We start from the raw sequence: 23,355 nt of genomic DNA on the forward strand, positions 1-23,355 counted from the left end.
CCATGGCACTGGACCTTCGCGGGCTCGTCCCCGCACCTGTCACGCCGTTCACCCGGGATGGAGCGGTCGACGTCGACGCGATCCACCGCCTCGGCGGCTGGCTCGGCAGCATCGACGGCGTCAAGGGCCTCGTGGTGCTCGGCCACGCGGGCGAGGGCACGTTCCTCACCCAGGACGAGCAGGCCGCGGTCATCCGCGCGTTCGTCGAGGCCACCGACGGCCGCACCCCGGTCATCGCCGGCATCACCGGCGAGGGCTCGAAGGTGGCGGCCGAGGAGGCGAAGCGGGCCGTCGACGCCGGCGCCACCGCGGGCCTCGTCTACCCCTCGCACGGCTGGCTGCGCTTCGGCTACCAGGCCGGCGCCCCGCAGGCGCGCTACTCCGAGATCTACGAGACGAGCGGCCTGCCGCTCATCCTCTTCCAGTACCCGGACGCCACGAAGGCCACCTACGACCTCGAGACGCAGCTGGAGATCGCCGGCCAGGAGGGCGTCTTCGCCACCAAGAACGGCGTGCGCAACATGAAGCGCTGGGACACCGAGATCCCCGTGCTGCGCGCCGAGCACCCCGAGCTGCAGATCCTCACCTGCCACGACGAGTACCTGCTGCACACGATGTTCGACGTCGACGGCGCGCTCGTGGGCTACGGCGGTCTCGCGCCCGAGCCGCTCATCGAGCTCATCGCTGCCGGCAAGGCCCGCGACTACGCGAAGGCCCGCGAGATCCACGACCGCCTGCTGCCCGTGACGAAGACCGTCTACCACCGCGGCTCGCACATGGAGGGCACCGTGGCGCTCAAGGAGGGCCTCGTCGCCCGCGGCATCCTCGAGCACGCCACCGTGCGCTCGCCGCTGCTGCCGCTCGCCGACGGCGCGCACGACGAGATCGCTGCCGCGCTCGCCTCCGCGCAGCTCGGCAGCGCGCTCATCCCCGCCTGAGCGGATGCGGGAGCCGGCTCGCCCGGCTCCCGCATCGCCCCGCCCCCGCCCCGCGCGGGAACCCTGCCGCATCGCCGACGAGCGGGCGCGCGGCGCAGAGCGCATCATGGATGACGGATGCGACCACAGCTCGACCGGTCAACGACGACCATCGCGGCACGGCCGCGGTAGAACCAGGAGCTTCCATGAGCACCACCGACGCCCGCCGCAGCACCGCTGGCGCGCCCGACTCCCCCGCCGCCGACGCGATTCCCCCGGCCGACGCCGTGGCCGCGCCCGGGGCGGCGCGCCCCCGCCGCACGATCTGGCGCACGCTCGCCCTCGCGGGCCCGGCCTTCGTCGTCGGCGCGTGGCAGTTCGGCCCCGGCAACCTCGCCTCCGCGGTGCAGGCCGGTTCGGCCTTCGGCTACGCGCTCGTGTGGGTGATCGTGATCTCGACGATCCTCATGATCTGCTTCACCGACATGAGCGTGCGGATGGGCATGCGCTCGCCCGTCTCGCTCATCCAGTCGATCAAGGACGAGCTCGGGAAGCCCGTCGGCGTCATCGCCGGCATCGGCGTCTTCTGCATCACGCTGATGTTCTCGGTCGGCAACGCGGTGGGGTCGGGGCTCGGCCTCTCGCTGCTGCTCGGTGGGTCGCCCATCCTCTGGACCGTCGCCTGCACCGTCGCGGTCGGCGCGATCCTGCTGTTCCGCAACGTCTACGGCGTCGTCGAGAAGGTGCTCATCGTCATCGTCGCCCTCATGGCGATCGCCTTCGTCGTGAGCGCGGTCGTGGCCCAGCCCGACTGGGCGCAGGCCGCCGCGGGCCTGTGGCCGGTGATGCCCGCGGGCAGCGAGATCCTCGTCGTCGCCCTCGTGGGCACCAACTTCTCGATCAACGCCGCCTTCTTCACCTCCTACGGCATCAAGCAGCGCGGCCACACGCGCGCCGACTACCGCGACATCACGCTCGTCGACACGATCCCCGGCATCGTCGCCCCCGGCATCATGACGGCGCTCGTGATCGTGGTCGCCGCGGCGGTGCTCGGACGCACGGGCGAGGATGCCTCCACCATCAACCAGCTCGCGGCCGTCTTCGAGCCGCTCGCCGGCCCGGTCGGTGCGGGGCTGTTCGCGCTGGGCCTCTCGGGCGCCGCCTTCTCGTCGATGATCGCCAACGCCACCGCGGGCGGCACCATGCTCTCGGATGCGCTGGGTCGCGGCCCGTCGGCGAGCAGCCGCACCGCACGCATCGTCTCGGGCGCGATCCTCCTCTGGGGCATCGTGATCACGCTCATCTTCCAGTCGTCGCCCGTCGGCCTCATCATCACGGCGCAGGCGCTCACGGTGCTCGTGGCCCCGCTGCTGGGCGCGCTGATGCTGATCATGAGCAACCGCCGCTTCATGGGCGACCTGCGCAACCGCTGGTGGCACAACGTGCTCGCGGTGCTCGGCTTCGTCGCGATCTGCGCGACGTCCGTGCGGCTGGTGATGGCGCTCCTCGGCTGAGGATCGGGAGTCGGGGGCGTCAGCGCCCCCGGCTCCCCTCAGCAGGACGGCGCCGGGCGCGCCGACGGCCCGTCACACCGAGATCGGCGCCCCGCACTCCCGGCACTCCGCCGCCTCCGGCACCACCATGAAGCAGCTCGTGCAGGTGACCTCGCGCATCGCTGCGGGCGCCGGCTTCGTCGCGCGCGGCGTGCGCGGCGTCCGGGGCGTCGTCGCGCGGGGCGCCCTGGTGACGGGCCTCGCCGAGGTCCGCGGGGTGAGCTGCGGACGGCCGCCGTCCTCGGGCAGCTCGGCGCCGTAGAGCCGGTAGCAGTCGAAGCGGTCCTCGGCGGCGCGCTGCTCGCGCGACTGCACCGTGGTGCCGGGCACGGCGCCCGCGTGGTCGCCCACCGAGAGGTCAGCGCGCACGCACAGCGAGGCGATGCGCGGCTCGCCGCGGCCCTCCGCATCCATCGCGACGCGCGTGAGCACGGCGCCCACCCACTCCTCCGCAGGCTGCCGGGTCGTGATGCCGGTCGCCGCCTGGATGCGGACGGCGAGGTCCTCCTCGGTGATCCACGCGCCGTACTCGCGCGCGGTCTCGAGCAGCACCTCGCGCGCGGCGGGCCACCACTGGCGGATCGCGTCGGACTGCGAGACGTACTTGCCGCTGGCGAGATCGGGCATGGGGCTCCTCGTGCTGCTGCCCGCGGGCTGGCCCCGGGCGGGATGGGTCGTGCGGGATGGATCGGTCGTGCTGGGTCGTGCGGGGTGGATCGGTGCGGGATGGATGCGCGCGGCGCCGGCGGTCGCCGATGCCGGCGCGGCTAGCGGGCGCCGCTCTCGACGAGCCGCTCGAGCAGCGTCGCGAGCTGGGCGCGCTCGGCGGGGTCGAGCGCGTGGAGCGCGGTGGAGTCGGCGGCGATGGCGGCGCCGAGGCGCTCGCGCACGGCGGCGCCCGCCTCGGTCGGCGAGAGCGCCGGGGCATCGGGCTCGCCGTCGCGCACGGCGAGGCCCGCCCGCTCGAGCGCATCCGCGGCGGCGGCGATCACCGCCTCCTCGGCGAGCAGCCGATCGGCGATCGCGCGCAGCGGCATCGGCTCATCCAGGAGCAGCAGCACGCGCGCGGCCTGCGGCTCGATGCCGAGCGGCCGGGCGGCGCGGGCGAAGTCGTCGCGGGCGAGCGTCGCGGCCCGGTGCAGGAGGATCGCGAGGCCCCTGGCCTCGTCGACCTGCTCCGCGCTCGCCACGGGTCCAGGCTACTCCCGCGGCGAGGGCCCGGCCCGGCGGTGCTGCCGGGGCCGGGCCCTTGCGCTGCCTGTGGTCACGTGAGGCCCTCCGGAGGCGCCGAGGAGGGCGCGAAGCGACCACACCCCTCCACCCGCGGGAGGCGGGGGATCAGGTCGAGTAGACGCCCACGACGCGGTTCTGCTCGAGGATCGCGTCGGCGTACTGCTCGAGGAAGGTCTCGTAGGTGGGGTTGCCCGTCACCTCGCGCGAGAGGGCGTAGACCCACGCGTAGTAGTGGTGGTCGCCGTGCCCGGCGGGCGGCTGCGGGCCGTACCAGCCCTCCTGGCCGGCCGTGTTCGGCCCCGTGACGCCCGTGGCGGGATCGATCGGGCCGTCGTGCGCGGGCAGGCCGTAGCGCACCCAGTGCGTGAAGCCGCGCGGCAGCGGCGCATCCGGGTCGTGCACGACGACCGCGAGCTCGACGGCGCCCTCGGGCGCGCCCGTCACGGTGAAGGTGGGCTCGGCGTTGCCGCCGTCGTAGCTGAGGCCCGCGGGGATGCGCTCCCCCGGCCCGAACTCGGCCGCGCTGATCGCGAGGTCGGCGATGTTGAGTCCCATGCATGCTCCTTCGTCTCCACGCACCGCGCGGGCCGCGCGGCGCCGCCGTCACGCTAGCCAGCGCGGCTGTGCGCCGGATCGGCAGCGCGTGCGCCCTGCCAGGGCGCCGGCGCACGCCTCGGCCGGGCCGCCGGCCGCCGCGCACCCCCTGCCGCCCACCATCCGGCGTGGCTAGCATGCGCGGCAGGGCCGCATCGCGCTCGCCGCCCGGCGGCGCACGGCCGAGCAGCCGAGGAGGCCCGCGATGGGTGCACTGGACGACCTCACCAAGAAGGCGCAGGAGTTCGTGGAGCAGAACAAGGAGCAGATCGACCAGGTGCTCTCGAGCGAGCAGGCCGAGCAGTTCACCGACGGCGTGCTCGGCACGATCGCCGAGAAGGCCGACCAGGTCACGGGCGGCAAGCACAGCGAGAAGATCGAGGAGGTGCGCGCCACCCTCGACGGGAAGGTCGGCGACCAGTAGGGCGGCGGGCGGCCGCTGCCCGCCGCTACACGATCGCGGTGTCGAAGGAGACGACCGCCTCGCGCAGCGCCGCCCGCAGCTGCACGTCGTGCCACTGCGGGTGGCGGATGCGGCGCTCCTGCATGCGGTGCCAGTAGGTCTGGTGCAGCTCGGCGTTCGTCGGCACGGTCGCCAGGTACTGCAGCGGCACCGAGCCCTCCTCGGGCGAGAGCGTGAGGCGTCGCGAGAAGGCGGCGTTCACGAGGCCGTGGAGCACCGGCACGTCGCGGAAGACGTGGCTCGCGACGTAGCCGGGGTGGAAGGCGGCCATGCCGACGAGCGGCGCCTGCGCGCGCTTCGCCGCTTCGTCGAGCAGCAGCAGGCCCGCGAGCTTCGCGCTGCCGTAGGCGCCGAGCATCGAGTAGCTCGAGTGGCGGCCCTCGAGGTCGTTGACCTCGAGCCGGGCGAAGCGGTGCACCGCGGAGGAGGTCAGCACCACGCGGCCCTCGCTCTCGCGCAGGCGCGGCAGCAGCATCCGGCTGAGGAGCGCCGGCGACAGCACGTTCACCTGCCAGGTGCGCTCGTGGCCGTCGACCGTGCGGCGGCGCTCGCCGTAGAGCGCGCCGGCGTTGAGCGCGAGCACGTCGATGCGCGGCAGCTCGGCCAGGAGTCGCGCGGCGAGGTCGCGGACGCTCAGCGCCTCCTCAAGGTCGACGAGGAAGTGGCGGGCGCCGATCTCGTCGGCGATGGCGCGGGTGCGCTCGGGGCTGCGGCCGACGACGACGACCTCGTGGCCCGCCGCGCTCAGGGAACGGGCAGCGGCGGCACCGATGCCTGCGCTGGCACCGGTGAGCACGACGACCTTGGGCTCACCCATCCGCTCTCCCTCGCGCCATCAGCGCAGCATCAACGTTCGCTCAGGCGTGAACCTAGCACAAGCGGAAGTCACATCCATTTCGATATGATCACGATATGGACCAGCAGCCGAGGCGACGAGATGCCGAGCGGAACCGCGCACGCATCCTCGAGGTGGCAGCGGAGCGCATCGACGCGGGCGAGAGCGTCGCCCACAAGGACCTCGCGCGCGCCGCAGAGGTGGGCGTCGGCACCGTCTACCGTGCCTTCCCGGCCCGCCCCGACCTCATCACCGCGCTCGCCGAGCCGCACCTGCTCGAGCTCGCGAAGCTGCTGCGCGAGGCCACCGAGGCGGAGGATCCGCTGGCGGTCGCCGTCACCGGCGCCGTCGGCCTCCTCGGCCAGCACCCCGACGTGGCCGAGAACCTGCGCGACGAGGCCGGCCACGCGCAGCCCGCGCCCGCCGTCGCCGAGGTGCTCGAGGCGCTCCAGGGCGTGCTCGCCACCCCCGGCCCCCTCGGCATCCACCAGGGCGTCGACGCGCACGCGCTCGTGCGCATCCTCTGCGGCCTGAACTACGCCGCCTCCCTCGCATCCGACAAGGATGCGGCCCGCGTGCTGCACGTGGGCGTGGCCCTGCAGGGGCTGCGCGCGGCCTGAGCCGCGCCCTCTGCGCGCCCTCCCAGCGGCGCGCGGGAGGATCGAGCCGTACCCCGACCTGACCAGGGGAGGCACCTCGTGCGCACGCGATCGGACGCCGACGAGCGGCTCGCCGCCTATCTCAACGAGCACCTGCTCGGCAGCGAGGGAGGCGTCGAGGCGTTCCGAGCCGCAGGGAGGACCTGGGCGGGCACGCCGCACGCCGCCACGATCGAGCGACTGGCGGTCGACGTCGCGCGCGATCGCCGCGACCTCGCGAGGCTCGTGCTGTCGCTGGGCTTCCGCCCGGCGAGGTGGAAGCGGCTGCTCACGGGCACCCTGCGCGCGATCGGCGCCGCCGCGCCCTACAACCTGCTGCGCCGGCGCCGCGCCTCGACCGCCCAGCTCGAGCTCGACGTGCTGATGGGGGCCGTGCGGGCGAAGCTCGCGATGTGGGAGGCGCTGCACGAGCTCGCGCGGATCGACGGGCGCATCGACGCCACGCTCGCGCAGCGCCTGCGCGAGCGCGCCGAGCACCAGCTCGACGAGCTGCGCCGCGTCTCGCTCGCGACCTGCGCCGAGCGCTTCGGGCCCGCCGCCGCGCAGAGGGAGGGGCGCGCGTGACCCGCGCCGTCGTGGTGGGCGCGGGCGTCAACGGCCTCACCGCCGCCGCCGTGCTCGCCCGGGCGGGGGTCGAGGTCACCGTGCTCGAGCGGCTGCCGTCGATCGGCGGCGCCGCCGCGAGCGCTGCGGTGCTCGGCGAGGGCACGGTCGTCGACCTCGGCGCGGCCGCGCACCCCTTCGGCGTCGCGAGCCCCGCCTTCCGGGCGCTCGGGCTCGCGCAGCACGGGCTCGAGTGGGTGCACGCGCCCGTGCCGCTCGCGCATCCGCTCCCGGGCGGCCGCGCCGCCGTGCTGCACCGCGACGCGGAGCGCACGGCGCGGGGGCTGGGCGCCGACGCCCGCGCGTGGCTGCGGCTGCACGCGCCCGCGACCGAGCAGCCGCTGGAGACCGTCGCCTCCGCGATGGGGCCGCTCGTGCGCATGCCGGAGCATCCCCTGCTGCTGGCCCGCATCGGCGTGCGGGGCGCCTGGCCGGCGCGCGCGCTCGCGAGGGCCGTGTTCCGATCGGGCGCGGCGCAGGCGCTCTTCGGGGGCTCGGCGACGCACGCGACCCTGCCGCTCTCGCACCCCATGACGTCGGCGTTCGCCGTCGCCTTCGGCGGCGTCGGGCACACGCTCGGCTGGCCCTTCGCGCGCGGCGGCACGCAGGCGATCCCGGATGCGCTGGCCGGGGCCGCGAGGGCGGCCGGCGCGCGCATCGAGACGGGCGTCGACGTCGACGACCTCGGCGCCCTGCCCGCCGCGGACGCCGTGCTGCTCGACCTGACGCCGCGGCAGGTGCTCGAGCTCGCGGCCGACCGGGTCGAGCCCCGCTACCGGCGCCGCCTGGGCGGCTGGCGCTACGGGCCGGCCGCCTCCAAGGTCGACTACCTGCTCGACGGCCCCGTGCCCTGGACCGACCCGGCGGTCGCGGGGGCCGGCACCGTGCACCTCGGCGGTCGGATCGAGCAGATCGACGACGCCGAGCGGGCCGTCGCGGCGGGGCGGATGCCGGATCGGCCCTTCGTGCTCGTGTGCCAGCCGAGCGTCGCCGACCCCTCGCGCGCGCGCGGCGGGCAGCAGGTGCTCTGGGCCTACGCGCACGTGCTGCACGGGTGGCGCGGTGATGCGCGCGCGGCGATCGACGCCGAGATCGAGGGCGCAGCGCCGGGCTTCCGCGACCGCATCCTCGCCGCGCGCTCCACGCCGCCCGCGGCACTCGAGGCCTGGAACCCCAACCTCGTCGGCGGCTCGATCGGCGGCGGCTCGCTCGCGGGCTTGCAGCAACTGGCGCGCCCCGTGCTCGCGCGCCCGTACCGGGCGGGCTCCGGCCTCTACGTGTGCTCGTCGTCGACGCCGCCCGGCGGCGGCGTCCACGGCATGGCGGGCTGGCACGCGGCGCACGCGGTCCTCCGCGACCTCGGCGCCTGAGGGCGGCCCCGGAGGCTGTGGAGGGCGTCCGATCGCGATCGACGCTCGCCCGTACCTTCCCGGCATGCGCACCACGACCCTCCTCGCCCTGGCCGCTGCCGCGGCAGTCCTCATGACGACGGCCTGCGTGCCGCTGCCGCCGCCGCTCACCTCCTCGGCGCCCGCCCCGCAGGGCGCCGCAGCCGACGCTCCGCCCTCGCAGACCCCGGAGCCGACCTCCTCGCCCGCGCCCGCCGAGTCGAGGGCGGCGCTCGCCGAGCCGCTCGTCATCGAGGCGGCGTGGGGCTCCTCCTGGTTCGTGATCTCGAGCATGCAGCGCACCGGGTCGCGCGACCCTGCCGACCTCGCCGGCATCGCCACCCCGGCGGAGCAGGAGCTCGCGCTCGCGTTCCTCGACTCGCTCGACGCGGACGGCATCGCGGTCACGGGCGTGCCGACCATCGACTCGATGGAGGTCGTCGAGCACGGCTCGTCGCACTCGAGGATCGTGCTCTGCAACGACCTCTCCCCCATGCTCGAGAGCGATCTCGACACCGGGATCGCCTCGCCCGTCACCTCGGTGGCGCTCGAGGAGGTCACGCTCACCCTCGAGCTCGTGGACGGCGTCCCGAGCGTCGCGGACTGGACGCCGGTGGATCCCTCCGACCGCAGCTGCGCCTGATCAGCCCGGAGGCAGATCCGGCGGGCGCGCGTCGCGCCCGCCTGCGCCTACACTGGCCGCACGCCGCAGAGCGGCGGGCGATCGGAGCCCCCATGACGACGTGGACCGACCGGCGCGAGCACGCGCCCCGGCTGCTCGTCGAGCGCGCCCACGACGAGCCTCGTCGCGGGCCACGCCGACGACCCGCGGCTCGCCGCCGTCCGCTCGCTCGTGCGCGACTCCTGGAGCCGCTCGCTCGCGGGCCTCGTGGGCGTCGAGGGCGCGCCGCCGCTCGAGCTCGACGCCGAGGCGCTCGCCGCCTACCGCTCCGCGCACCCGCTCGCGGGCGCCATGGCGATGATCCGCTCGCTGCTGCTGCCGGGCGACGCGCTCGAGTCGGGCGTCGTCGTCGCCGTGGGCGACGCGGCCGGCCGGCTGCTGTGGGTGGAGGGCGACCGCACCGTGCGCGCCCTCACGGGCGACATGGGCTTCGTGGCCGGCACGAACTGGTCGGAGGCCGCGGTCGGCACCGCGGCGCCCGGCACGGCCCTCGCGCTCGACCGCTCGGTGCAGATCCGCGGCCCCGAGCACTTCAACCGGCTCGTGCAGCCGTGGTCGTGCACCGCCGCGCCCGTGCACGACCCCGAGACCCGCGCGATCCTCGGCGTGCTGGACGTCACCGGCGGCCCCGAGGCGGCAACGCCGCAGGCGCAGCTGCTCGTCGACGCCACCGCGCGCGCCGTGGAGTCGGAGCTGCTCGTCGCCCGGCTGCGGCAGCGGGCCGAGCCGACGAAGCGGTTCCGCTCCGCGCTCCCCGCCCGTCGGCCCGCGCCGCAGCGCGCCGCGACCCTGCGCGTGCTCGGCCGCGACCTCGGCGCGCTCGACCTGCCCGACGGCCGCACGGTCGAGCTCAGCTCGCGCCACGCCGAGCTGCTGCTCATGCTCGCCACGCATCGGCAGGGCCTCTCGGGCGAGCGGCTCGCCGAGCTCGTCTACGACGACCCGCGCTCCGACTCGCTGCGGCCCGAGCTCGTGCGGCTCAAGAAGGTGCTCGCCGAGCACGCGCCGCACCTCGTGCCCGCCTCCCGGCCCTACCGGCTCGAGGCCGCGCTCGAGACCGACCTCCACCAGGTGCTCTCGCTGCTCGACCGCGGTGCGCACCGCGTGGCCCTCGCCGCCTACTCCGGCGACGCCCTGCCGGGCTCCCGCGCGCCCGGGGTCGAGGAGCTGCGCGACAGCGCGCGCGCCACCCTGCGCGAGGCGCTGCTGGCCGAGGCGAGCGCCGAGGTGCTCCTCGCCTACGTCGACACCACCGCGGGCGCCGATGACCTCGAGGTGCTGCGGCTGTGCCTGCGGATGCTGCCCGCGCGATCGCCGCGGCGCGCGGGCCTCGTCGCCCGCATCGAGCGGCTGGAGCAGCCCGCAACCTGACGCAACGTGCCCCCTCGTAGCCTGCCGGGCAATCGCAGCGTCGCGGTCGCGGCGCTCGGCATCCGAGTCAAGGGAGACCACGATGACCATCGTCGACGACGACGTGCAGGCAGAGCCCACCGCGAGTCCCGGCGTCTACGCCGCCCCCGGCAGCGAGGGCTCGATCGTCAGCTACCGCTCGCGCTACGGCCACTGGATCGGCGGTGAGTGGGTGGACCCCGTGAAGGGCCAGTACTTCGAGGACATCACGCCCGTCACCGGCAAGCCCTTCTGCGAGGTCGGCCGCGGCACCGCGGAGGACATCGACCGCGCGGTCGACGCCGCCTGGAAGGCCTTCGCGAGCTGGCGCCGCACGACCCCCGCGGAGCGCGCGCTCATCCTCAACCGGATCGCCGACCGCATCGAGGCGAACCTCGAGCAGATCGCCGTCGCCGAGACGTGGGAGAACGGCAAGCCCGTGCGCGAGACGCTCGCGGCCGACATCCCCCTCGCCGTCGACCACTTCCGCTACTTCGCGGGCGTGCTGCGCGCGCAGGAGGGCGGCCTCAGCCAGCTCGACGAGGACACCGTGGCGTACCACTTCCACGAGCCGCTGGGCGTGGTCGGGCAGATCATCCCCTGGAACTTCCCGATCCTCATGGCCACGTGGAAGCTCGCGCCCGCGCTCGCCGCCGGCAACTGCGTCGTGCTGAAGCCGGCCGAGCAGACGCCCGCGTCGATCCTGCTGCTCTTCGACCTCATCGGCGACCTGCTGCCGGCGGGCGTCGTGAACATCGTCAACGGCTTCGGCATCGAGGCCGGCGCCCCGCTCGCCTCGCACCCGCGCATCCGCAAGGTCGCGTTCACGGGCGAGACGACGACGGGCCGCCTCATCATGCAGTACGCCTCGCAGAACCTCATCCCCGTCACGCTCGAGCTCGGCGGCAAGAGCCCCAACCTCTTCTTCGAGGACGTCGCGCGCGACACGGGCGACAGCTACTACGACAAGGCGCTCGAGGGCTTCACCCTCTTCGCGCTCAACCAGGGCGAGGTGTGCACCTGCCCGAGCCGCGCGCTCATCCAGCGCTCGATCTACGACCAGCTGCTCGGCGACGGGCTCGACCGCGTCGCGAAGGTCAGGCAGGGCAACCCGCTCGACACGTCGACGATGATCGGCGCGCAGGCCTCGAACGACCAGCTCGAGAAGATCCTCAGCTACATCCAGATCGGCACGGAGGGCGGCGCGAAGCTGCTCACGGGCGGCGAGCGCGTCGACCTGGGCGGCGAGCTCTCGGGCGGCTACTACGTCGCGCCGACGGTGTTCGAGGGCACGAACGACATGCGGATCTTCCAGGAGGAGATCTTCGGCCCCGTGCTCTCGGTCACGTCGTTCAGCGACTTCGACGACGCCATCTCGATCGCCAACGACACGCTCTACGGCCTGGGCGCGGGCGTGTGGAGCCGCTCGGGCGACATCGCCTACCGCGCGGGCCGCGCGATCGAGGCGGGCCGCGTGTGGACGAACACCTACCACCAGTACCCGGCGCACGCCGCGTTCGGCGGGTACAAGCAGTCGGGCATCGGCCGCGAGAACCACCTGAAGATGCTCGAGCACTACCAGCAGACGAAGAACCTGCTCGTCTCGTACGCCGACGGGGCCATGGGCTTCTTCTGATCCGCCCGCCCGGCCGTCGGTGCTCACCCCCGGCGGCCGGGCGCTCCCCCAGGAGGCACGCATGACCGACTTCGAGCGCGTCGCGATCACCGCCGACGCCGCCGCCATGGTGCGGCAGCTCACGGCCCAGCACGGGCCGCTCATGTTCCACCAGTCCGGCGGCTGCTGCGACGGCTCCTCGCCGATGTGCTACCCCGTGGGCATGTTCCTCACGGGCGCGGGCGACGTGCTGCTCGGCGCGGTCGACGCAGGCCTCGACGACCCGGTCGAGGTCTACATGTCGGTGAGCCAGTTCGAGTACTGGAAGCACACGCACCTCACGATCGACCTCGTGGAGGGGCGCGGCGCCGGCTTCTCGGTGGAGGGGCCGACGGGGATGCGCTTCCTCATCCGCTCGCGCATGCTCACGGAGCCCGAGCTCGTGCACTTCGGGCTGCTCGCGCCGCCCGCCGAGGACTGAGGCCGGCGGAGGACCGCACGGGCGCCCCTCCGGCGCGGTCGACATCGCCGCGCGGACGGGCCGTCGTGGGACGATCGGCGGATGCGGGGAGCGACGTGGTTGCTGGCGGCGGCCGCCGTCGTGCTCGCGCTCGCCGGCTGCGCGCCCGGCGCGCTCGTGCCCGGGCCATCGCCCGCCGCGACGCAGCCCCGACCGGATGCGACCGCGACGGCCGCGCCGTCGCCCGAGCCGGAGCCCGCGGCCGCGCCCGTGCTCCTGACTACCCTCGCCGCCTCCGACGGACTCGCGATCGTCGACCCCGACGCCGACGAGCCGGTGCTCGACGTCGTCGAGGTGGGCCAGGCGCCGTGGGGCGTGGCAGCGGCCGAGGGCACCGCCTACGTCGCCACCGCGGAGGGCCTCGCGGTCGTCGACCTCGCGGCGCGCGAGCGCACCGCGCTCGTGCCCTACCTGCACCAGCCCGCCGAGGCAGGCTTCGGCGAGTACCGCGACGGCGGGCTGGGCGTCGCCGTGTCGCCCGACGGCGCGCACGTCTTCGTCGCCGTGCACCGCTGGCCGGATCCTGCGTGGCTCGAGGCCTACGACGTCGCCGAGGGGGCCTTCACGGGCAGCGTCGGCGTGGGCGTGCGCCCCTTCGACGTGCTGGCAGACCCCGACGGCGAGTGGGTGGCGACGATCGACCACGACTCGTACACGGTGTCGGTGGTCGACGCGGCGGCGCTGGAGGCAGCGGGAGGGGCCGGCGGCGGCGGGGCGGCGGCGCCCGAGATCGTGCGACATGAGATCGCGCCCTTCGGCAACCTCGGCTTCGCCGGCTGGGAGAAGCCGCACTATGCGGCGATCACGGGCGACGGCCGCATCGCGCTGCCCTACCAGGGGCTCGTCATGGTGCTGCTCGATCCCGCGACGGGAGCGACCGAGCGCGTGCCGATGGCGGCGAACAGCCACTCGCACGGCGTCACGGCGGCGCCGGATGGACGGCTCGTCACCGTCGGCACGGGCGCGTTCGGCACCGCGACAGGCGCGCCGGGCGTCTCGCTCCTCGACCCCGGGACGCGCGAGGAGCAGGTGGTGACGCTCGAGCGGCCGCACGAGACCGCGGCGATCTGGCAGCCGGATGCCGGCGGCGGCTGGCAGGCGGTGCTCGCGGGCGGATTCACGCGCGATGGCTGGTGGGACGGGCTCACCGTGGTGGATCCGGCCTCGGGCGCCGTGCGCGAGATCGCGCTCGATGGCCGGCCGCAGGCGATCGTCGCCGCTGCCCTCCCCGCTCCCTAGGCGGCGCTCGCGCCGCGCGCCGCCTCGCCGCGGACCTCGGCCGCCGTGCGGTCGAGCCGGAGCCGCATCGCGCGCAGCGCGAACACGACGGCTGCGGAGCCCGACTCCGGCTCGTCGCGCTCGACGATCGCGCGGTAGAGCGCGTCGATCGCCGCGGCGCTCGCGCGGGAGGCCTCGGCCACGCCCTCGAGCCCGGCGAGCGCCCGCAGGTGCTCCCCGAGCGCGTCGAGGGCATCGGCGACGAGCGCGCGCTCGTCGGCGTCGAGGCGCACGGGCACCGGGAGTCCCCACGCGGCGCCCGCGAGCACGTCGAGCACCTCGGCCATGCGATGCACGATCGATCGCAGCGACGCGAGCATGCGCGCGTCGCGGTCGACGTCGTGCGGCCGCCAGATCGTGCGGGGGTTGAGCAGGCGGCTCTCGCGCGCCTGGCGCACCGCGTCGCCGAGGTCGTCGGCCTGCAGGCTCGGCTCGGGCCCCCAACCGGCCCAGTCGTCGCGCGGCGGCGGCCACGCGCCGCGCAGCTGCGCCGCGATGACGTCGGTGCGGTCGGCGAGGTCGTGGACGGCGAGGCGGATCTGCTCGCGCGCCTCCCGGTCGTGGAGCGGCGGCACGATCACGAGGTTCGCCACGACGCCGATCGCGAGGCCCACGGTGAACTGGGCGACGTAGGCGAGGGCGTAGTTGTCGGCGTCCACGCCGCCGAAGATGAGGACGAGCAGGGCGACGACGGGCACGACGGCACCGCCGATGCCGAGGGACGCGAAGCCCTGCACCAGCACCGCGACCACGGCGATGGCGCCGACCGCGACGAATCCCGGCAGGTCGAGCGCGAGGAGCGCGAGGCCGAGCGCCGCGCCCAGGATCAGGCCGATGGTCTGCTGCATCGCGGTGCGCGCGATCGTGAAGACGGTGCTGCCCGTGGCGATGAAGGCGCCGAGCGGTGCGGCGTAGGCGTACTGGTGGAGCTCGCCCGGGAGGTTGTTAGCCACGAACCACGCGGCCATCGCACCGAGCGCGGCGCGGGCGGCGATCGCGATGCGGAAGCGCGGCAGCCACCGCAGCAGCGCCCTGCGGGCGCGTCGGCGCGCGGTGGCGCCGCCGCCCGAGGGCGGGCCGGACAGCGGGGAGTCAGGGGTTCCCACGTGCACACGGTAGTCCAGCGGGCGCGGCGACGAGCGGACGCACGGCTGCGGGGCAGCCCGGTGGGCTGCCCCGCAGCCTGGCCGCGCTCGGGCCTGCTCGTGGCGCGCGCGGATCGCCGGCCCGGCGACCCGTTCGGCGACCCGCGCCGAGCCTCGCTTCGGAGCCCGGTCGCGAGCGCCCGCAGCAGCGCCTGCGCGCTCATCGCAGCGGGAGGGTGGCGAGGGCGCGCAGCGCGTGCTGCTCGCGGTCGGCGAGCGCGCGCTCGGCGGTGCGAGCGGGCCGCCGGTCGGGCGCGGCGGGCTGCAGGGCCCACCGCTCGAGGAGGCGCGCGGCCTGCAGGGCGAGCCTGCGCGGCGCGGCCGTGGGAGGTGCTGCGGCATGCAGCGTTGCATTCGACATGGTACGACTCTCTGGCATGGCGATATCGCCCCTCGGACGGGCGTCGATATCGCAGGGGAATTGCGTCAGGAATGCGCGACGAACGTCCCTCGCGGGGGAATTCTTCGCGCGCGGCCGCCCGCTCGGCGCGAGACGGCGCCCGGGCGACCGGATGCGGACACGGCGATGGGCAGAGCGCACGGACGCGGGCCTCGGCCAGCCCTCCCGCCGCGGGGGCGGTCGAGCCGGACGCGGCCGCCGGCGCCTGTGCTGGCCAGGCGTGGCGTGGCGTGTCGTGCAGTGTCGGTGCTGCCCCAGTCAAGGATGACCGGAGCGGAGCCGGCGTGGACGGCCGGGCGAGGCCGTCGGTCCGTGCGCTCTGCCGCTAGCGGATCCCACCGACGGGGAGGGCTCCAGCGGCCGTGACTGCGGGTGCGGTCTTCAAGAACATCGCGAGCATCCTCCTCTCTCATCGGTGATGGGACATCGCGGGAATGACTGTATGGGGGAATTGCGCTCGGGCGCAAGCCCGAGGAAGGGATTCGTCGGAGGAATTCGCGCGTGCGGGCGCCGTCGCGGTCTTCCCCTGGCGCATGACCAGCTGCGCGGCCCCTCCGGCGCGCTCGACGCGCATCCGCGAGACTGCCTCCCGCGATTGGTCGAACCAATCTTGACAGCACCGCGCAGGCGGGCGTACCGTCTCGGATTGGTCGAACCAATCTGGTCCGGCCGCGCTCGACGGCGAGAGGGGGCAGCCATGCACGAGACGCTCGAGGCGTTCGCGATCCAGCTCATCGACCTCTCGACCCCCGAGCCCGACGGCGGCCGCCGCCTCGCGCCCGAGCGCGAGCTCTGCATCCGGCTCGAGGTCTCGCGCGGCACCCTGCGCGAGCGCCTCTCGCAGCTCGAGTCGATCGGCGTGCTCTCGCGCAGGCAGGGCCACGGCTCCTACCTGCAGGCGCCCGGCCCCGACGTGATCCGCACCTACTTCTCCACCATGCGCGCGCTCGGGTTCCTCGACGCCGCCGAGATCGCCGAGGCGCGCGAGATGCTCGAGACGGTCGTGGCCGTGCAGGCCGCCCGCCGTGCGAGCGCCGCCGACGCCGAGCGCCTCCGCGCGTTCGTGGACGAGATGGTGCAGTGCACCGCGGCCGGCGAGCACGACGCCGCGGCAGAGGCCGACCTCGCGTTCCACGCCGAGCTCTTCCGCATCATCGACAACCCCGTCTTCACGATGGTGCACACGGGCCTCGCCCACGCGCTCGCGCAGCACATGCACGAGCGGCGCGCGGCCGTGATCGCCGCCCTCGGCGCGGAGCACGAGGGCCCGGTCGACACCGACACCGTCCACTACCCGATCGTCGACGCGATCGCGGCGAACGACCCCGACGCGGCGCGCGACGCCATCCGCCGCCACTTCGAGGTGCACTCGCTCATCACCCTCGAGACCGCCCAGGAGGGCACCGCATGACCGCTCCCGTCGTCTTCATCGGCCTCGGCGCCATCGGCACGCCGATGTCGCAGCGCATCGCCGCGGCAGGCTTCGCCGTCACCGGCGTCGACCCCTTCGAGGCCGCCCGCGAGCGCGCGGCGGCCGCCGGCATCGCCGCCGTCCGCTCGATCGCCGAGGCGCCCGCCGAGGGCACCGTCGTCGTCATGGTCGCCACGCCGGACCAGCTCGACGCGCTCGTGGCCGAGGCGCTGGCCGCGGGCGTCGTCGCGGGCCGCACCTGGATCGTCATGTCGACCGTCGGCCCGGATGCGGTGACCCGGGCGGGCGCGGCGCTGCGGCAGGCGGGCGCCGCGGTCGTCGACGCGCCCGTCACGGGCGGCGTCGCCCGCGCCACGACGGGCGAGCTCATCATCTTCGCCTCCGGCGTCGATGCCGAGGTCGCCTCTGTGGCCGACGTGCTCGCGCCGCTCGGCACCGTCCGCACGGTCGGCGGCGAGCTCGGCCAGGGCCAGGCGATCAAGGTCGTCAACCAGCATCTGTGCTCGGTGCACATCGTCGCCGCGGCCGAGGCGCTCGCGCTCGGCGAGTCGCTCGGCCTCGACAAGGCCGCCGTGCTCGACCTCGTGGGCGGCGGTGCCGCGGGCTCGTGGATGCTCGCCGACCGCGGCCCACGCATGCTGCTCGGCACCGATGCCCCCGTCACGAGCACCATCGGCATCTTCGTGAAGGACTCGGGCCTCGTGGCCGACTCCGCCGCCGCCGTCGGCGCCGAGGTGCCCGTGCTCGCGGCCGCGCGCGCCCGCTACCTGCAGGCGGCGGAGGCGGGGCTCGAGCGTCGCGACGACAGCCGCGTCATCGAGACCTACCAGCGCTGACCGACCCTGGCCGAGGAGGCACCATGCTCCACCGACCCATCGACGAGCGGCGCCGCGCCGCCCCGGCCGGAGCGGCACGCGCATGACCGTCACCGACACGACCGCCCGCATCGCGGGCAAGGAGGGCCGCACCCGCGACGAGCGCATCCGCGCCGTGCAGGAGGCCGCCTACCGCGCCCGCCACCACGCGATCGACATGGGCGAGGTGCAGGGCCAGGGCTACGTCGGCCAGGCGCTCGGCGCCGCCGACATGCTCGCGGCCGTGTACGCCGACCAGCTGCGCTTCGACCCGGCCGACCCGCACTGGGAGGGCCGCGACCGCTTCCTGCTCTCGACCGGCCACTACGCGATCGGCTGCTACGCGGCGATCGCCGAGGCGGGCATCGTGCCCGTGGAGGAGCTGCTGACCTACGCCGGCGACGACTCGCGCCTGCCGATGTCGGGCATGGCCTCGTACACGCCCGGCATGGAGATCTCGGGCGGCTCGCTCGGCCACGGCCTCACGGTCGCGGTCGGCATGGCGCTGGGCCTGCGACTGCAGGGCCGCGGCGAGCAGCGCGTCATCAACTTCCTCTCCGACGGCGAGCTCGACGAGGGGTCGACGTGGGAGGCCGCCATGGGCGCCGCCCACCACCGCCTCGGCAGCCTCACGGCGCTCGTCGACATGAACGCGCTGCAGGCCGACGGCCCCACCGCCGACGTGCTGCGCATCGAGCCCGTCGAGGAGAAGTGGCGGGCGTTCGGGTGGAGGGCCATCCGCGTCGACGGCAACGACGCGGGCGCCCTGCTCGACGCCTTCGACGCCCTGGAGGCCGATCGCGCGCCCGAGGGCCAGCCGCAGGTGATCATCTGCGACACGAAGGTCGGCCGCGGCGTGCCGCTGCTGGAGGAGCGGGAGAAGGCGCACTTCATGCGCATCGAGGAGCACGAGTGGCAGATCTGCCGCGACCAGCTCACCGCAGGCGAGGAGGACGCACGATGAGCACCGCAGCACCCGCCAAGCGCGCGAGCACGAGCGCGATGATCGCGTCGATCGCCGACGCCGACCAGCGCACCCAGACGGCACCCTTCGGCACCGCCCTCGCGGCGCTCGCCGAGACCGACCAGCGCGTCGTGGGCCTCACCGCCGACCTCGGCAAGTACACCGACATGCACCGCTTCGCGCAGCAGCACCCCGGGCGCTTCTTCCAGATGGGCATGAGCGAGCAGCTGCTGTTCGGCGCCGCCGCCGGCATGGCGGAGACGGGCCTCGTGCCGTTCGCGTCGACCTACTCGGTCTTCGCCGCGCGCCGTGCGTACGACTTCATCTGCCTCGACATCGCCGAGCCGAACCTCAACGTCAACGTCGTGGGCGGCCTCCCGGGCCTCACGACGGGCTACGGCCCCAGCCACCAGGCGACGGAGGACATGGCGATCTTCCGCGGCATGCCGAACCTCACGATCGTCGATCCGTGCGACGCGCTCGACATCGAGCAGGCCGTGCCGCAGCTCGCCGCCCACGAGGGCCCCACGTACCTGCGGCTCCTGCGCGGCACGGTGCCGCTCGTGCTCGACGAGTACGACTACGCCTTCGAGCTCGGCAGGGCGACGGTGCTGCGCGGCGGCGCCGACGTCGTGCTCATCTCGTCGGGCCTCATGACGATGCGCGCACTGCAGGCTGCGGAGGCCCTCGCGGCCCACAGGGTCGACGTGGCGGTCGTGCACTCCCCCACCATCAAGCCCTTCGACGCCGAGACCGTGCTGCGCGAGCTCGACACCCCGCGCCTCGCGGTGACGCTCGAGAACCACACCGTGGTCGGCGGCCTGTTCTCGGCGGTCGCCGAGGCGGCGGCGCGGACGGGCGTGGCGAAGCGCATCGTGCCGATCGGCCTGCCGGACGCGTTCCTCGACGCCGGCGCGCTGCCGACGCTCCACGAGCGCTACGGCATCTCGAAGGACCGCATCGTGCAGACGGTGCTCGCCGAGCTCGGCTGAGCGCACCCGGGACGACGAGCGGGGGCGGAGCGCGCGATGCGCTCCACCCCCGCTCGTGCGTCGGCCTCAGCCGACGAGGTTCGCCGTCGCCTCGGCCATGTGCGCGTGGAGCGCGCGCTCGGCGGCGTCGGGATCACCGCCCTCGATCGCCACGACGAGCTCGCGGTGCCGGTCGACGCTCATGTTGCGCAGGGCGTGCTCGACGCCGGCGAACATGATCGACATCCGGATCGACCCCTCCAGCTGACCCCACTGGTGCAGCAGCGTCGCGTTGCCCGCCGCCGCCACCAGGGCGCGGTGGAAGGAGAGATCGGCCTCGAAGCGCTCGGCGATGCTGTCCTGGGGCGGCTCGGCCATCGCGACGAGCGCCGCCCGGACCGGCGCGAGCGCCGCCTCGCGGTCGGCCGCGCCGGCGACGAGCCGCACCGCGAGCGCCTCGAGCGCACCGCGCACCCGGAAGATGTCGACGATCTCGTCCGCGTCGAGCGAGCGGACGCTGAGCCGGCCGCGCGCATCGGCCTCCAGCAGGCCCTCCTGCTGCAGCTGCCGCATCGCCTCGCGCAGGGTGCCGCGGCTGATGCCCAGCCGACCGGAGAGGTCGGACTCGACCATGCGCGTGCCGGGCGCGAGCGCGCCCGCGGAGATCGCGCCGCGGAGCGAGGCGAGCGCCTGCTCCCGCAGGCTCGTGCGGCCGAGCTCGGCCATGGGCGGCAGCATCCGAGCTCCTCCGATCGTCGAGCTCGATCCTACGGCGGAGGCGGCGGAGAGCGGACGATCGATCCAGAATCGTGTCCTCTGGTTGACTGTCAACAGTAGGACGCGGTACCGTCGCATCGTCGCCGACGACGGCCGACGGCGACAGGAGGGCCGACGATGGCGCAGATCCCCGAGCGACTCGGCTGCTCCACCATCTCGTTCCAGCACCTCGCGCTCGAGGACGCGCTCACGGCGATCGCCTCGCTCGGCTTCGCCGAGATCGACCTCGGCGCGCTCCCCGGGGTCTGCGACCACGTGCCCTTCGACCTCGACGAGTCGGCCATCGCGAGCGTCGCCGCGACCGTCCGCGCGAGCGGGCTGCGGGTGCGCAGCGTCAACGGCGACATCGGCGACCTCAACGATCCCGCCGCCGACGCCGAGGCGCGTCGCTCGCACCTCGACCGCCTCCTGCGCCTCACGGCCGCCGTGGGCGCCGAGGCCCTCGTGCTGCCCTGCGGCGCGCTCGGCCACGAGCCGCTCCGCACCGAGGCCGAGGACCTCGACCTCGTCGGCGACTGGCTGCGCGAGGCCGGCAGGGCGGCGCTCGAGCACGGCGTCGCGCTCTGGGTGGAGTCGCTGCACTTCCTGCGCTTCGGCTGGAGCCGGGCGCGGGCCGAGGCCCTGCACCGCCGGCTCGCGGGCACCGCCGTGCGGCCGATCCTCGACGTCGCGCACGTCACCGCCGCGGGCGACGACCTGCTCGACCTCATCGTCGGCTGGGGCGACCGCATCGCGCACGTGCACCTGCGCGACGCCGTGCCCGGCGACTTCAGCCGCGCCATCGGCGAGGGCGCCGTCGACTTCGGCGCCGCGATCGCCGCGCTCGAGGCGCGCGGCTTCGCGGGCGCGTACGCGCTCGAGCCTGCCCTCGCGCGCCTACGTCGACGACGCCACCGGCCCCATGACCGACCCAGCGCGCGCAGCGCGCCTCGACGCGATCCGCGACGCCGCGGACCGCATCGCCCCCGAGCTCGCGGCAGCCGCAGCTCGCTGACCCCACAGGAGCACCCATGACCCAGCGCACCGCCATCGTCACCGGCGCCACCTCCGAGCGCGGCATCGGCATGGCCGTCGCCGACCGCTACGCGCGCGACGGCTGGGCCGTCGTCGTCCTGGACCTCGACGGCGAGCGCGCCGCTGCCGTCGCGGCCGAGATCGGCGAGCGCCACGGCGTGCCGCACTTCGGCTTCGCGGTCGACGTGGCCGACGAGGCCGCCGTCGCCGCCGCCGCGGCCGCGGTGCACGCCGAGGTCGAGGCAGGCCGCCTGCCCGTCGTCGGCGGCCTCGCGAACATCGCCGGCATCACCTCCCCCGTGCCGTTCCTCGAGACCGACCTCGCCCTCTGGAACACGGTCATGGCGGTGAACGCCACCGGCACCTACCTCGTCACGAAGGCGTTCCTGCCCGCGATGCTCGAGGCCGGCTGGGGCCGCATCGTGACGATGTCGTCCGTCTCCGCCCAGCGCGGCGGCGGCGTCTTCGGCAAGGTGCCCTACTCGGCCGCCAAGGCTGCCATCCTCGGCTTCACGAAGGCGCTCGCGCGCGAGATCGCCTCCTCGGGCGTCACGATCAACTCGGTGACGCCCGGCGCGGTCGACACGAACATCCGCGTCGGCTCGACCCCCGAGTCGGAGGCGAGGCTCGCCGCCGACATCCCCCTCGGCCGCGTCGCCTCGACCGATGAGATCGCCGCGGTGTTCGCCTTCCTCTCGAGCGAGGACGCCTCCTACCTGCAGGGCACGAACATCGACATCAACGGCGCGAGCCACCTGCACTAGGCCCGCACGACCCCCGGACCCGGCGCCCCGACCCCCGCGACACGGACGGGGCGCCGCCCATCCCCCGAACCGCCAGCCAGAGCCCCGAACCCGAGGAGCCCCATGCCCGACGAGCCCCTGGTCGTCATCGCCGTCTTCCGCCCTGCCGAGGGCGCGCGCGAGCAGGTGCTCGCGGCGCTCGAGCGCGCCATCCCGCGCGTGCACGAGGAGGCGGGCTGCAACCTCTACGCGATCCAAGAGGCTCCCGGCGGCGTCATCTGGATGGTCGAGCACTGGGACTCCGCCGCGCTGCTCGACGCGCACGGCGCGGGCGAGCCGGTCGCCGACCTCAACGCCGCGCTCGACGGGCTGCTCGTCGCCCCCGTCGAGGTCATCCGCCTCACGCCCATCCCGATCGGCGACCCGCACAAGGGCGCCGTCGCCGCCTGACTCGCCGCATCCGCCGAGACGCTGGCTGTCAACAGTCCGACTCACTACACTGACGGCACCCCGGCGGCTCCCCCGGCGCCCGTCGCCGTCCGTCACCGTCGACCGCAGGAGCATCGATGACCCAGCACCCCGCACCGCTCGGCCGACCCCTCGGGCACGCCGCCCGGGGCGTCCGGTGACCGCCGTGGCCCTCGACGCGCAGTTCCAGGCCCTCGGCTCGATCGAGCGCGTGACGCGCCGCGAGCTGATCCTCGACCGCCTCCGCGAAGCGGTGACGGGGGGCGAGCTGCCCGCCGGCACCCACCTCGCCGAGACCGAGCTGAGCGCCTCGCTCGGGGTCTCGCGCGGCACGCTGCGCGAGGCGCTCCGGCACCTGGAGGAGGAGGGCCTGCTCACGAAGGACGCGCGGGGCCGGCTGTCGGTGCGCGTCGTCACGCTCGAGGAGGTCCGCGACATCTTCGACGTGCGCTTCGCGCTCGAGTCGCTCGCGGCCGAGGTGGTCTGCGCGCGCGAGGACCTGCCCGCGGTGGTCCGAGAGCTCGAAGGGGCGCTCGCCCGGCTCGAGGCGAGCGAGCAGGGCACGATCCCCGAGCAGGTCGAGGCCGACCTCGCCTTCCACGAGGCCATCTGCGCCGCGAGCGGCAACGAGACCCTCGTGAGCTCGTGGCGGCGCGTCTCCGGCCTCGCGCGAGCCGTCATCACCGCGGCCGGCCACGACACCGCGGTCGTGAACATGTCGGCCGCGCGCCACCAGCCGATCGTCGAGGCGATCGCATCGGGCGACGGCGAGCGGGCCCGCACGGTGCTGCGGGAGCACACGACGACCGCGCGCGACCTCATCACGGCGCGGCTCGAGGCCTCCGCCGGCGCCTGAGC

Annotated in this window: 26 protein-coding genes; 19 read left to right on the forward strand and 7 right to left on the reverse strand. The window is 74.8% G+C overall.

Annotation, left to right across the window (positions count from 1 at the left end):
- The first annotated feature begins 2 nt into the window (after positions 1-2).
- Entirely contained in the window at positions 3-938 is a 936-nt protein-coding gene (locus OVA14_RS03520) for a dihydrodipicolinate synthase family protein (protein WP_267504911.1), read from the forward strand.
- 185 nt (positions 939-1,123) lie between these two features.
- On the forward strand, positions 1,124-2,431 hold the full coding sequence (locus OVA14_RS03525; protein ID WP_267504912.1) for an Nramp family divalent metal transporter: 1,308 nt from the start codon (positions 1,124-1,126) through the stop codon (positions 2,429-2,431).
- Between the two features lie 72 nt (positions 2,432-2,503).
- Here OVA14_RS03525 and OVA14_RS03530 read toward each other — a convergent pair whose 3' ends face one another.
- The 3 genes from OVA14_RS03530 to OVA14_RS03540 all read right to left on the reverse strand — a co-directional run bounded on the left by OVA14_RS03530 (position 2,504) and on the right by OVA14_RS03540 (position 4,258).
- Positions 2,504-3,097, reverse strand: coding sequence for a hypothetical protein (locus tag OVA14_RS03530; RefSeq protein ID WP_267504913.1), 594 nt, complete (start codon positions 3,095-3,097; stop codon positions 2,504-2,506).
- Positions 3,098-3,237: 140 nt separating this feature from the next.
- Positions 3,238-3,660 carry a hypothetical protein gene (locus OVA14_RS03535; protein WP_267504914.1) on the reverse strand — a complete coding sequence of 141 codons (423 nt, stop codon included), beginning with the start codon at positions 3,658-3,660 and terminating at the stop codon, positions 3,238-3,240.
- Between the two features lie 148 nt (positions 3,661-3,808).
- The gene (locus OVA14_RS03540; RefSeq protein ID WP_267504915.1) at positions 3,809-4,258 is read right to left on the reverse strand and encodes a YbhB/YbcL family Raf kinase inhibitor-like protein; all 450 of its coding nucleotides are present in this window, start codon (positions 4,256-4,258) and stop codon (positions 3,809-3,811) included.
- A gap of 244 nt (positions 4,259-4,502) precedes the next feature.
- Here OVA14_RS03540 and OVA14_RS03545 point away from each other — a divergent pair, with 244 nt between their 5' ends.
- Positions 4,503-4,721, forward strand: coding sequence for an Rv0909 family putative TA system antitoxin (locus tag OVA14_RS03545; RefSeq protein WP_267504916.1), 219 nt, complete (start codon positions 4,503-4,505; stop codon positions 4,719-4,721).
- Between the two features lie 25 nt (positions 4,722-4,746).
- On the opposite strand, the gene OVA14_RS03550 is transcribed toward OVA14_RS03545, so the two are convergent.
- On the reverse strand, positions 4,747-5,577 hold the full coding sequence (locus OVA14_RS03550) for an SDR family NAD(P)-dependent oxidoreductase (RefSeq protein WP_267504917.1): 831 nt from the start codon (positions 5,575-5,577) through the stop codon (positions 4,747-4,749).
- A gap of 95 nt (positions 5,578-5,672) precedes the next feature.
- On the opposite strand from OVA14_RS03550, the gene OVA14_RS03555 reads away from it, so the two are divergent.
- From OVA14_RS03555 to OVA14_RS03590, 8 genes are all read left to right on the forward strand, one after another.
- Complete coding sequence (locus tag OVA14_RS03555; RefSeq protein WP_267504918.1) at positions 5,673-6,215, forward strand: TetR/AcrR family transcriptional regulator; 543 nt, start codon at positions 5,673-5,675, stop codon at positions 6,213-6,215.
- A gap of 78 nt (positions 6,216-6,293) precedes the next feature.
- Positions 6,294-6,818 carry a hypothetical protein gene (locus tag OVA14_RS03560; protein WP_267504919.1) on the forward strand — a complete coding sequence of 175 codons (525 nt, stop codon included), beginning with the start codon at positions 6,294-6,296 and terminating at the stop codon, positions 6,816-6,818.
- Positions 6,815-8,227 carry a phytoene desaturase family protein gene (locus OVA14_RS03565; protein WP_267504920.1) on the forward strand — a complete coding sequence of 471 codons (1,413 nt, stop codon included), beginning with the start codon at positions 6,815-6,817 and terminating at the stop codon, positions 8,225-8,227. The genes OVA14_RS03560 and OVA14_RS03565 overlap by 4 nt, the downstream gene beginning before the upstream one ends.
- A 64-nt stretch (positions 8,228-8,291) precedes the next feature.
- Positions 8,292-8,888 (forward strand): hypothetical protein, encoded by a 597-nt coding sequence (locus tag OVA14_RS03570; RefSeq protein ID WP_267504921.1) that lies wholly within the window; start codon positions 8,292-8,294, stop codon positions 8,886-8,888.
- A 210-nt stretch (positions 8,889-9,098) separates the two neighbouring features.
- Entirely contained in the window at positions 9,099-10,298 is a 1,200-nt protein-coding gene (locus OVA14_RS03575; protein ID WP_267504922.1) for a GAF domain-containing protein, read from the forward strand.
- A gap of 82 nt (positions 10,299-10,380) precedes the next feature.
- Positions 10,381-11,952, forward strand: a complete 1,572-nt coding sequence (locus tag OVA14_RS03580; protein ID WP_267504923.1) for an aldehyde dehydrogenase family protein — start codon at positions 10,381-10,383, stop codon at positions 11,950-11,952.
- A 61-nt stretch (positions 11,953-12,013) separates the two neighbouring features.
- Complete coding sequence (locus OVA14_RS03585; protein ID WP_267504924.1) at positions 12,014-12,412, forward strand: DUF779 domain-containing protein; 399 nt, start codon at positions 12,014-12,016, stop codon at positions 12,410-12,412.
- Between the two features lie 81 nt (positions 12,413-12,493).
- Positions 12,494-13,690, forward strand: coding sequence for a hypothetical protein (locus OVA14_RS03590; RefSeq protein ID WP_267504925.1), 1,197 nt, complete (start codon positions 12,494-12,496; stop codon positions 13,688-13,690).
- On the opposite strand, the gene OVA14_RS03595 is transcribed toward OVA14_RS03590, so the two are convergent.
- Entirely contained in the window at positions 13,687-14,835 is a 1,149-nt protein-coding gene (locus OVA14_RS03595) for a hypothetical protein (RefSeq protein ID WP_267504926.1), read from the reverse strand. The two genes, OVA14_RS03590 and OVA14_RS03595, sit on opposite strands and share 4 nt — an antisense overlap.
- Positions 14,836-15,034: 199 nt before the next feature.
- Positions 15,035-15,235 (reverse strand): hypothetical protein, encoded by a 201-nt coding sequence (locus OVA14_RS03600; protein ID WP_267504927.1) that lies wholly within the window; start codon positions 15,233-15,235, stop codon positions 15,035-15,037.
- A gap of 736 nt (positions 15,236-15,971) precedes the next feature.
- On the opposite strand from OVA14_RS03600, the gene OVA14_RS03605 reads away from it, so the two are divergent.
- The 4 genes from OVA14_RS03605 (at position 15,972) to OVA14_RS03620 (ending at position 19,516) form a co-directional block, all read left to right on the forward strand.
- The gene (locus OVA14_RS03605) at positions 15,972-16,685 is read left to right on the forward strand and encodes a FadR/GntR family transcriptional regulator (protein ID WP_267504928.1); all 714 of its coding nucleotides are present in this window, start codon (positions 15,972-15,974) and stop codon (positions 16,683-16,685) included.
- Complete coding sequence (locus OVA14_RS03610) at positions 16,682-17,542, forward strand: NAD(P)-dependent oxidoreductase (RefSeq protein ID WP_267504929.1); 861 nt, start codon at positions 16,682-16,684, stop codon at positions 17,540-17,542. Before OVA14_RS03605 ends, OVA14_RS03610 begins: the two co-directional genes overlap by 4 nt.
- Positions 17,543-17,624: 82 nt before the next feature.
- Positions 17,625-18,524, forward strand: a complete 900-nt coding sequence (locus OVA14_RS03615; RefSeq protein ID WP_267504930.1) for a transketolase — start codon at positions 17,625-17,627, stop codon at positions 18,522-18,524.
- Positions 18,521-19,516: a transketolase family protein gene (locus OVA14_RS03620; RefSeq protein ID WP_267504931.1), complete on the forward strand. Its 996-nt coding sequence runs from the start codon at positions 18,521-18,523 to the stop codon at positions 19,514-19,516. Before OVA14_RS03615 ends, OVA14_RS03620 begins: the two co-directional genes overlap by 4 nt.
- A 66-nt stretch (positions 19,517-19,582) precedes the next feature.
- Here the strand turns inward: OVA14_RS03620 and OVA14_RS03625 are convergent, their stop codons facing one another.
- Entirely contained in the window at positions 19,583-20,233 is a 651-nt protein-coding gene (locus tag OVA14_RS03625) for a GntR family transcriptional regulator (protein WP_267504932.1), read from the reverse strand.
- A 156-nt stretch (positions 20,234-20,389) separates the two neighbouring features.
- On the opposite strand from OVA14_RS03625, the gene OVA14_RS03630 reads away from it, so the two are divergent.
- From OVA14_RS03630 to OVA14_RS03645, 4 genes are all read left to right on the forward strand, one after another.
- On the forward strand, positions 20,390-21,286 hold the full coding sequence (locus tag OVA14_RS03630) for a sugar phosphate isomerase/epimerase family protein (RefSeq protein WP_267504933.1): 897 nt from the start codon (positions 20,390-20,392) through the stop codon (positions 21,284-21,286).
- Entirely contained in the window at positions 21,283-22,050 is a 768-nt protein-coding gene (locus OVA14_RS03635) for an SDR family NAD(P)-dependent oxidoreductase (RefSeq protein WP_267504934.1), read from the forward strand. The genes OVA14_RS03630 and OVA14_RS03635 overlap by 4 nt, the downstream gene beginning before the upstream one ends.
- A 102-nt stretch (positions 22,051-22,152) precedes the next feature.
- Positions 22,153-22,479: a putative quinol monooxygenase gene (locus OVA14_RS03640; protein ID WP_267504935.1), complete on the forward strand. Its 327-nt coding sequence runs from the start codon at positions 22,153-22,155 to the stop codon at positions 22,477-22,479.
- Between the two features lie 175 nt (positions 22,480-22,654).
- Complete coding sequence (locus tag OVA14_RS03645) at positions 22,655-23,353, forward strand: GntR family transcriptional regulator (protein WP_267504936.1); 699 nt, start codon at positions 22,655-22,657, stop codon at positions 23,351-23,353.
- Positions 23,354-23,355 lie beyond the last annotated feature (2 nt).

Origin of the sequence: Agrococcus sp. SL85 (assembly GCF_026625845.1) — a bacterium.
In the GTDB taxonomy this organism is placed as follows: domain Bacteria; phylum Actinomycetota; class Actinomycetes; order Actinomycetales; family Microbacteriaceae; genus Agrococcus.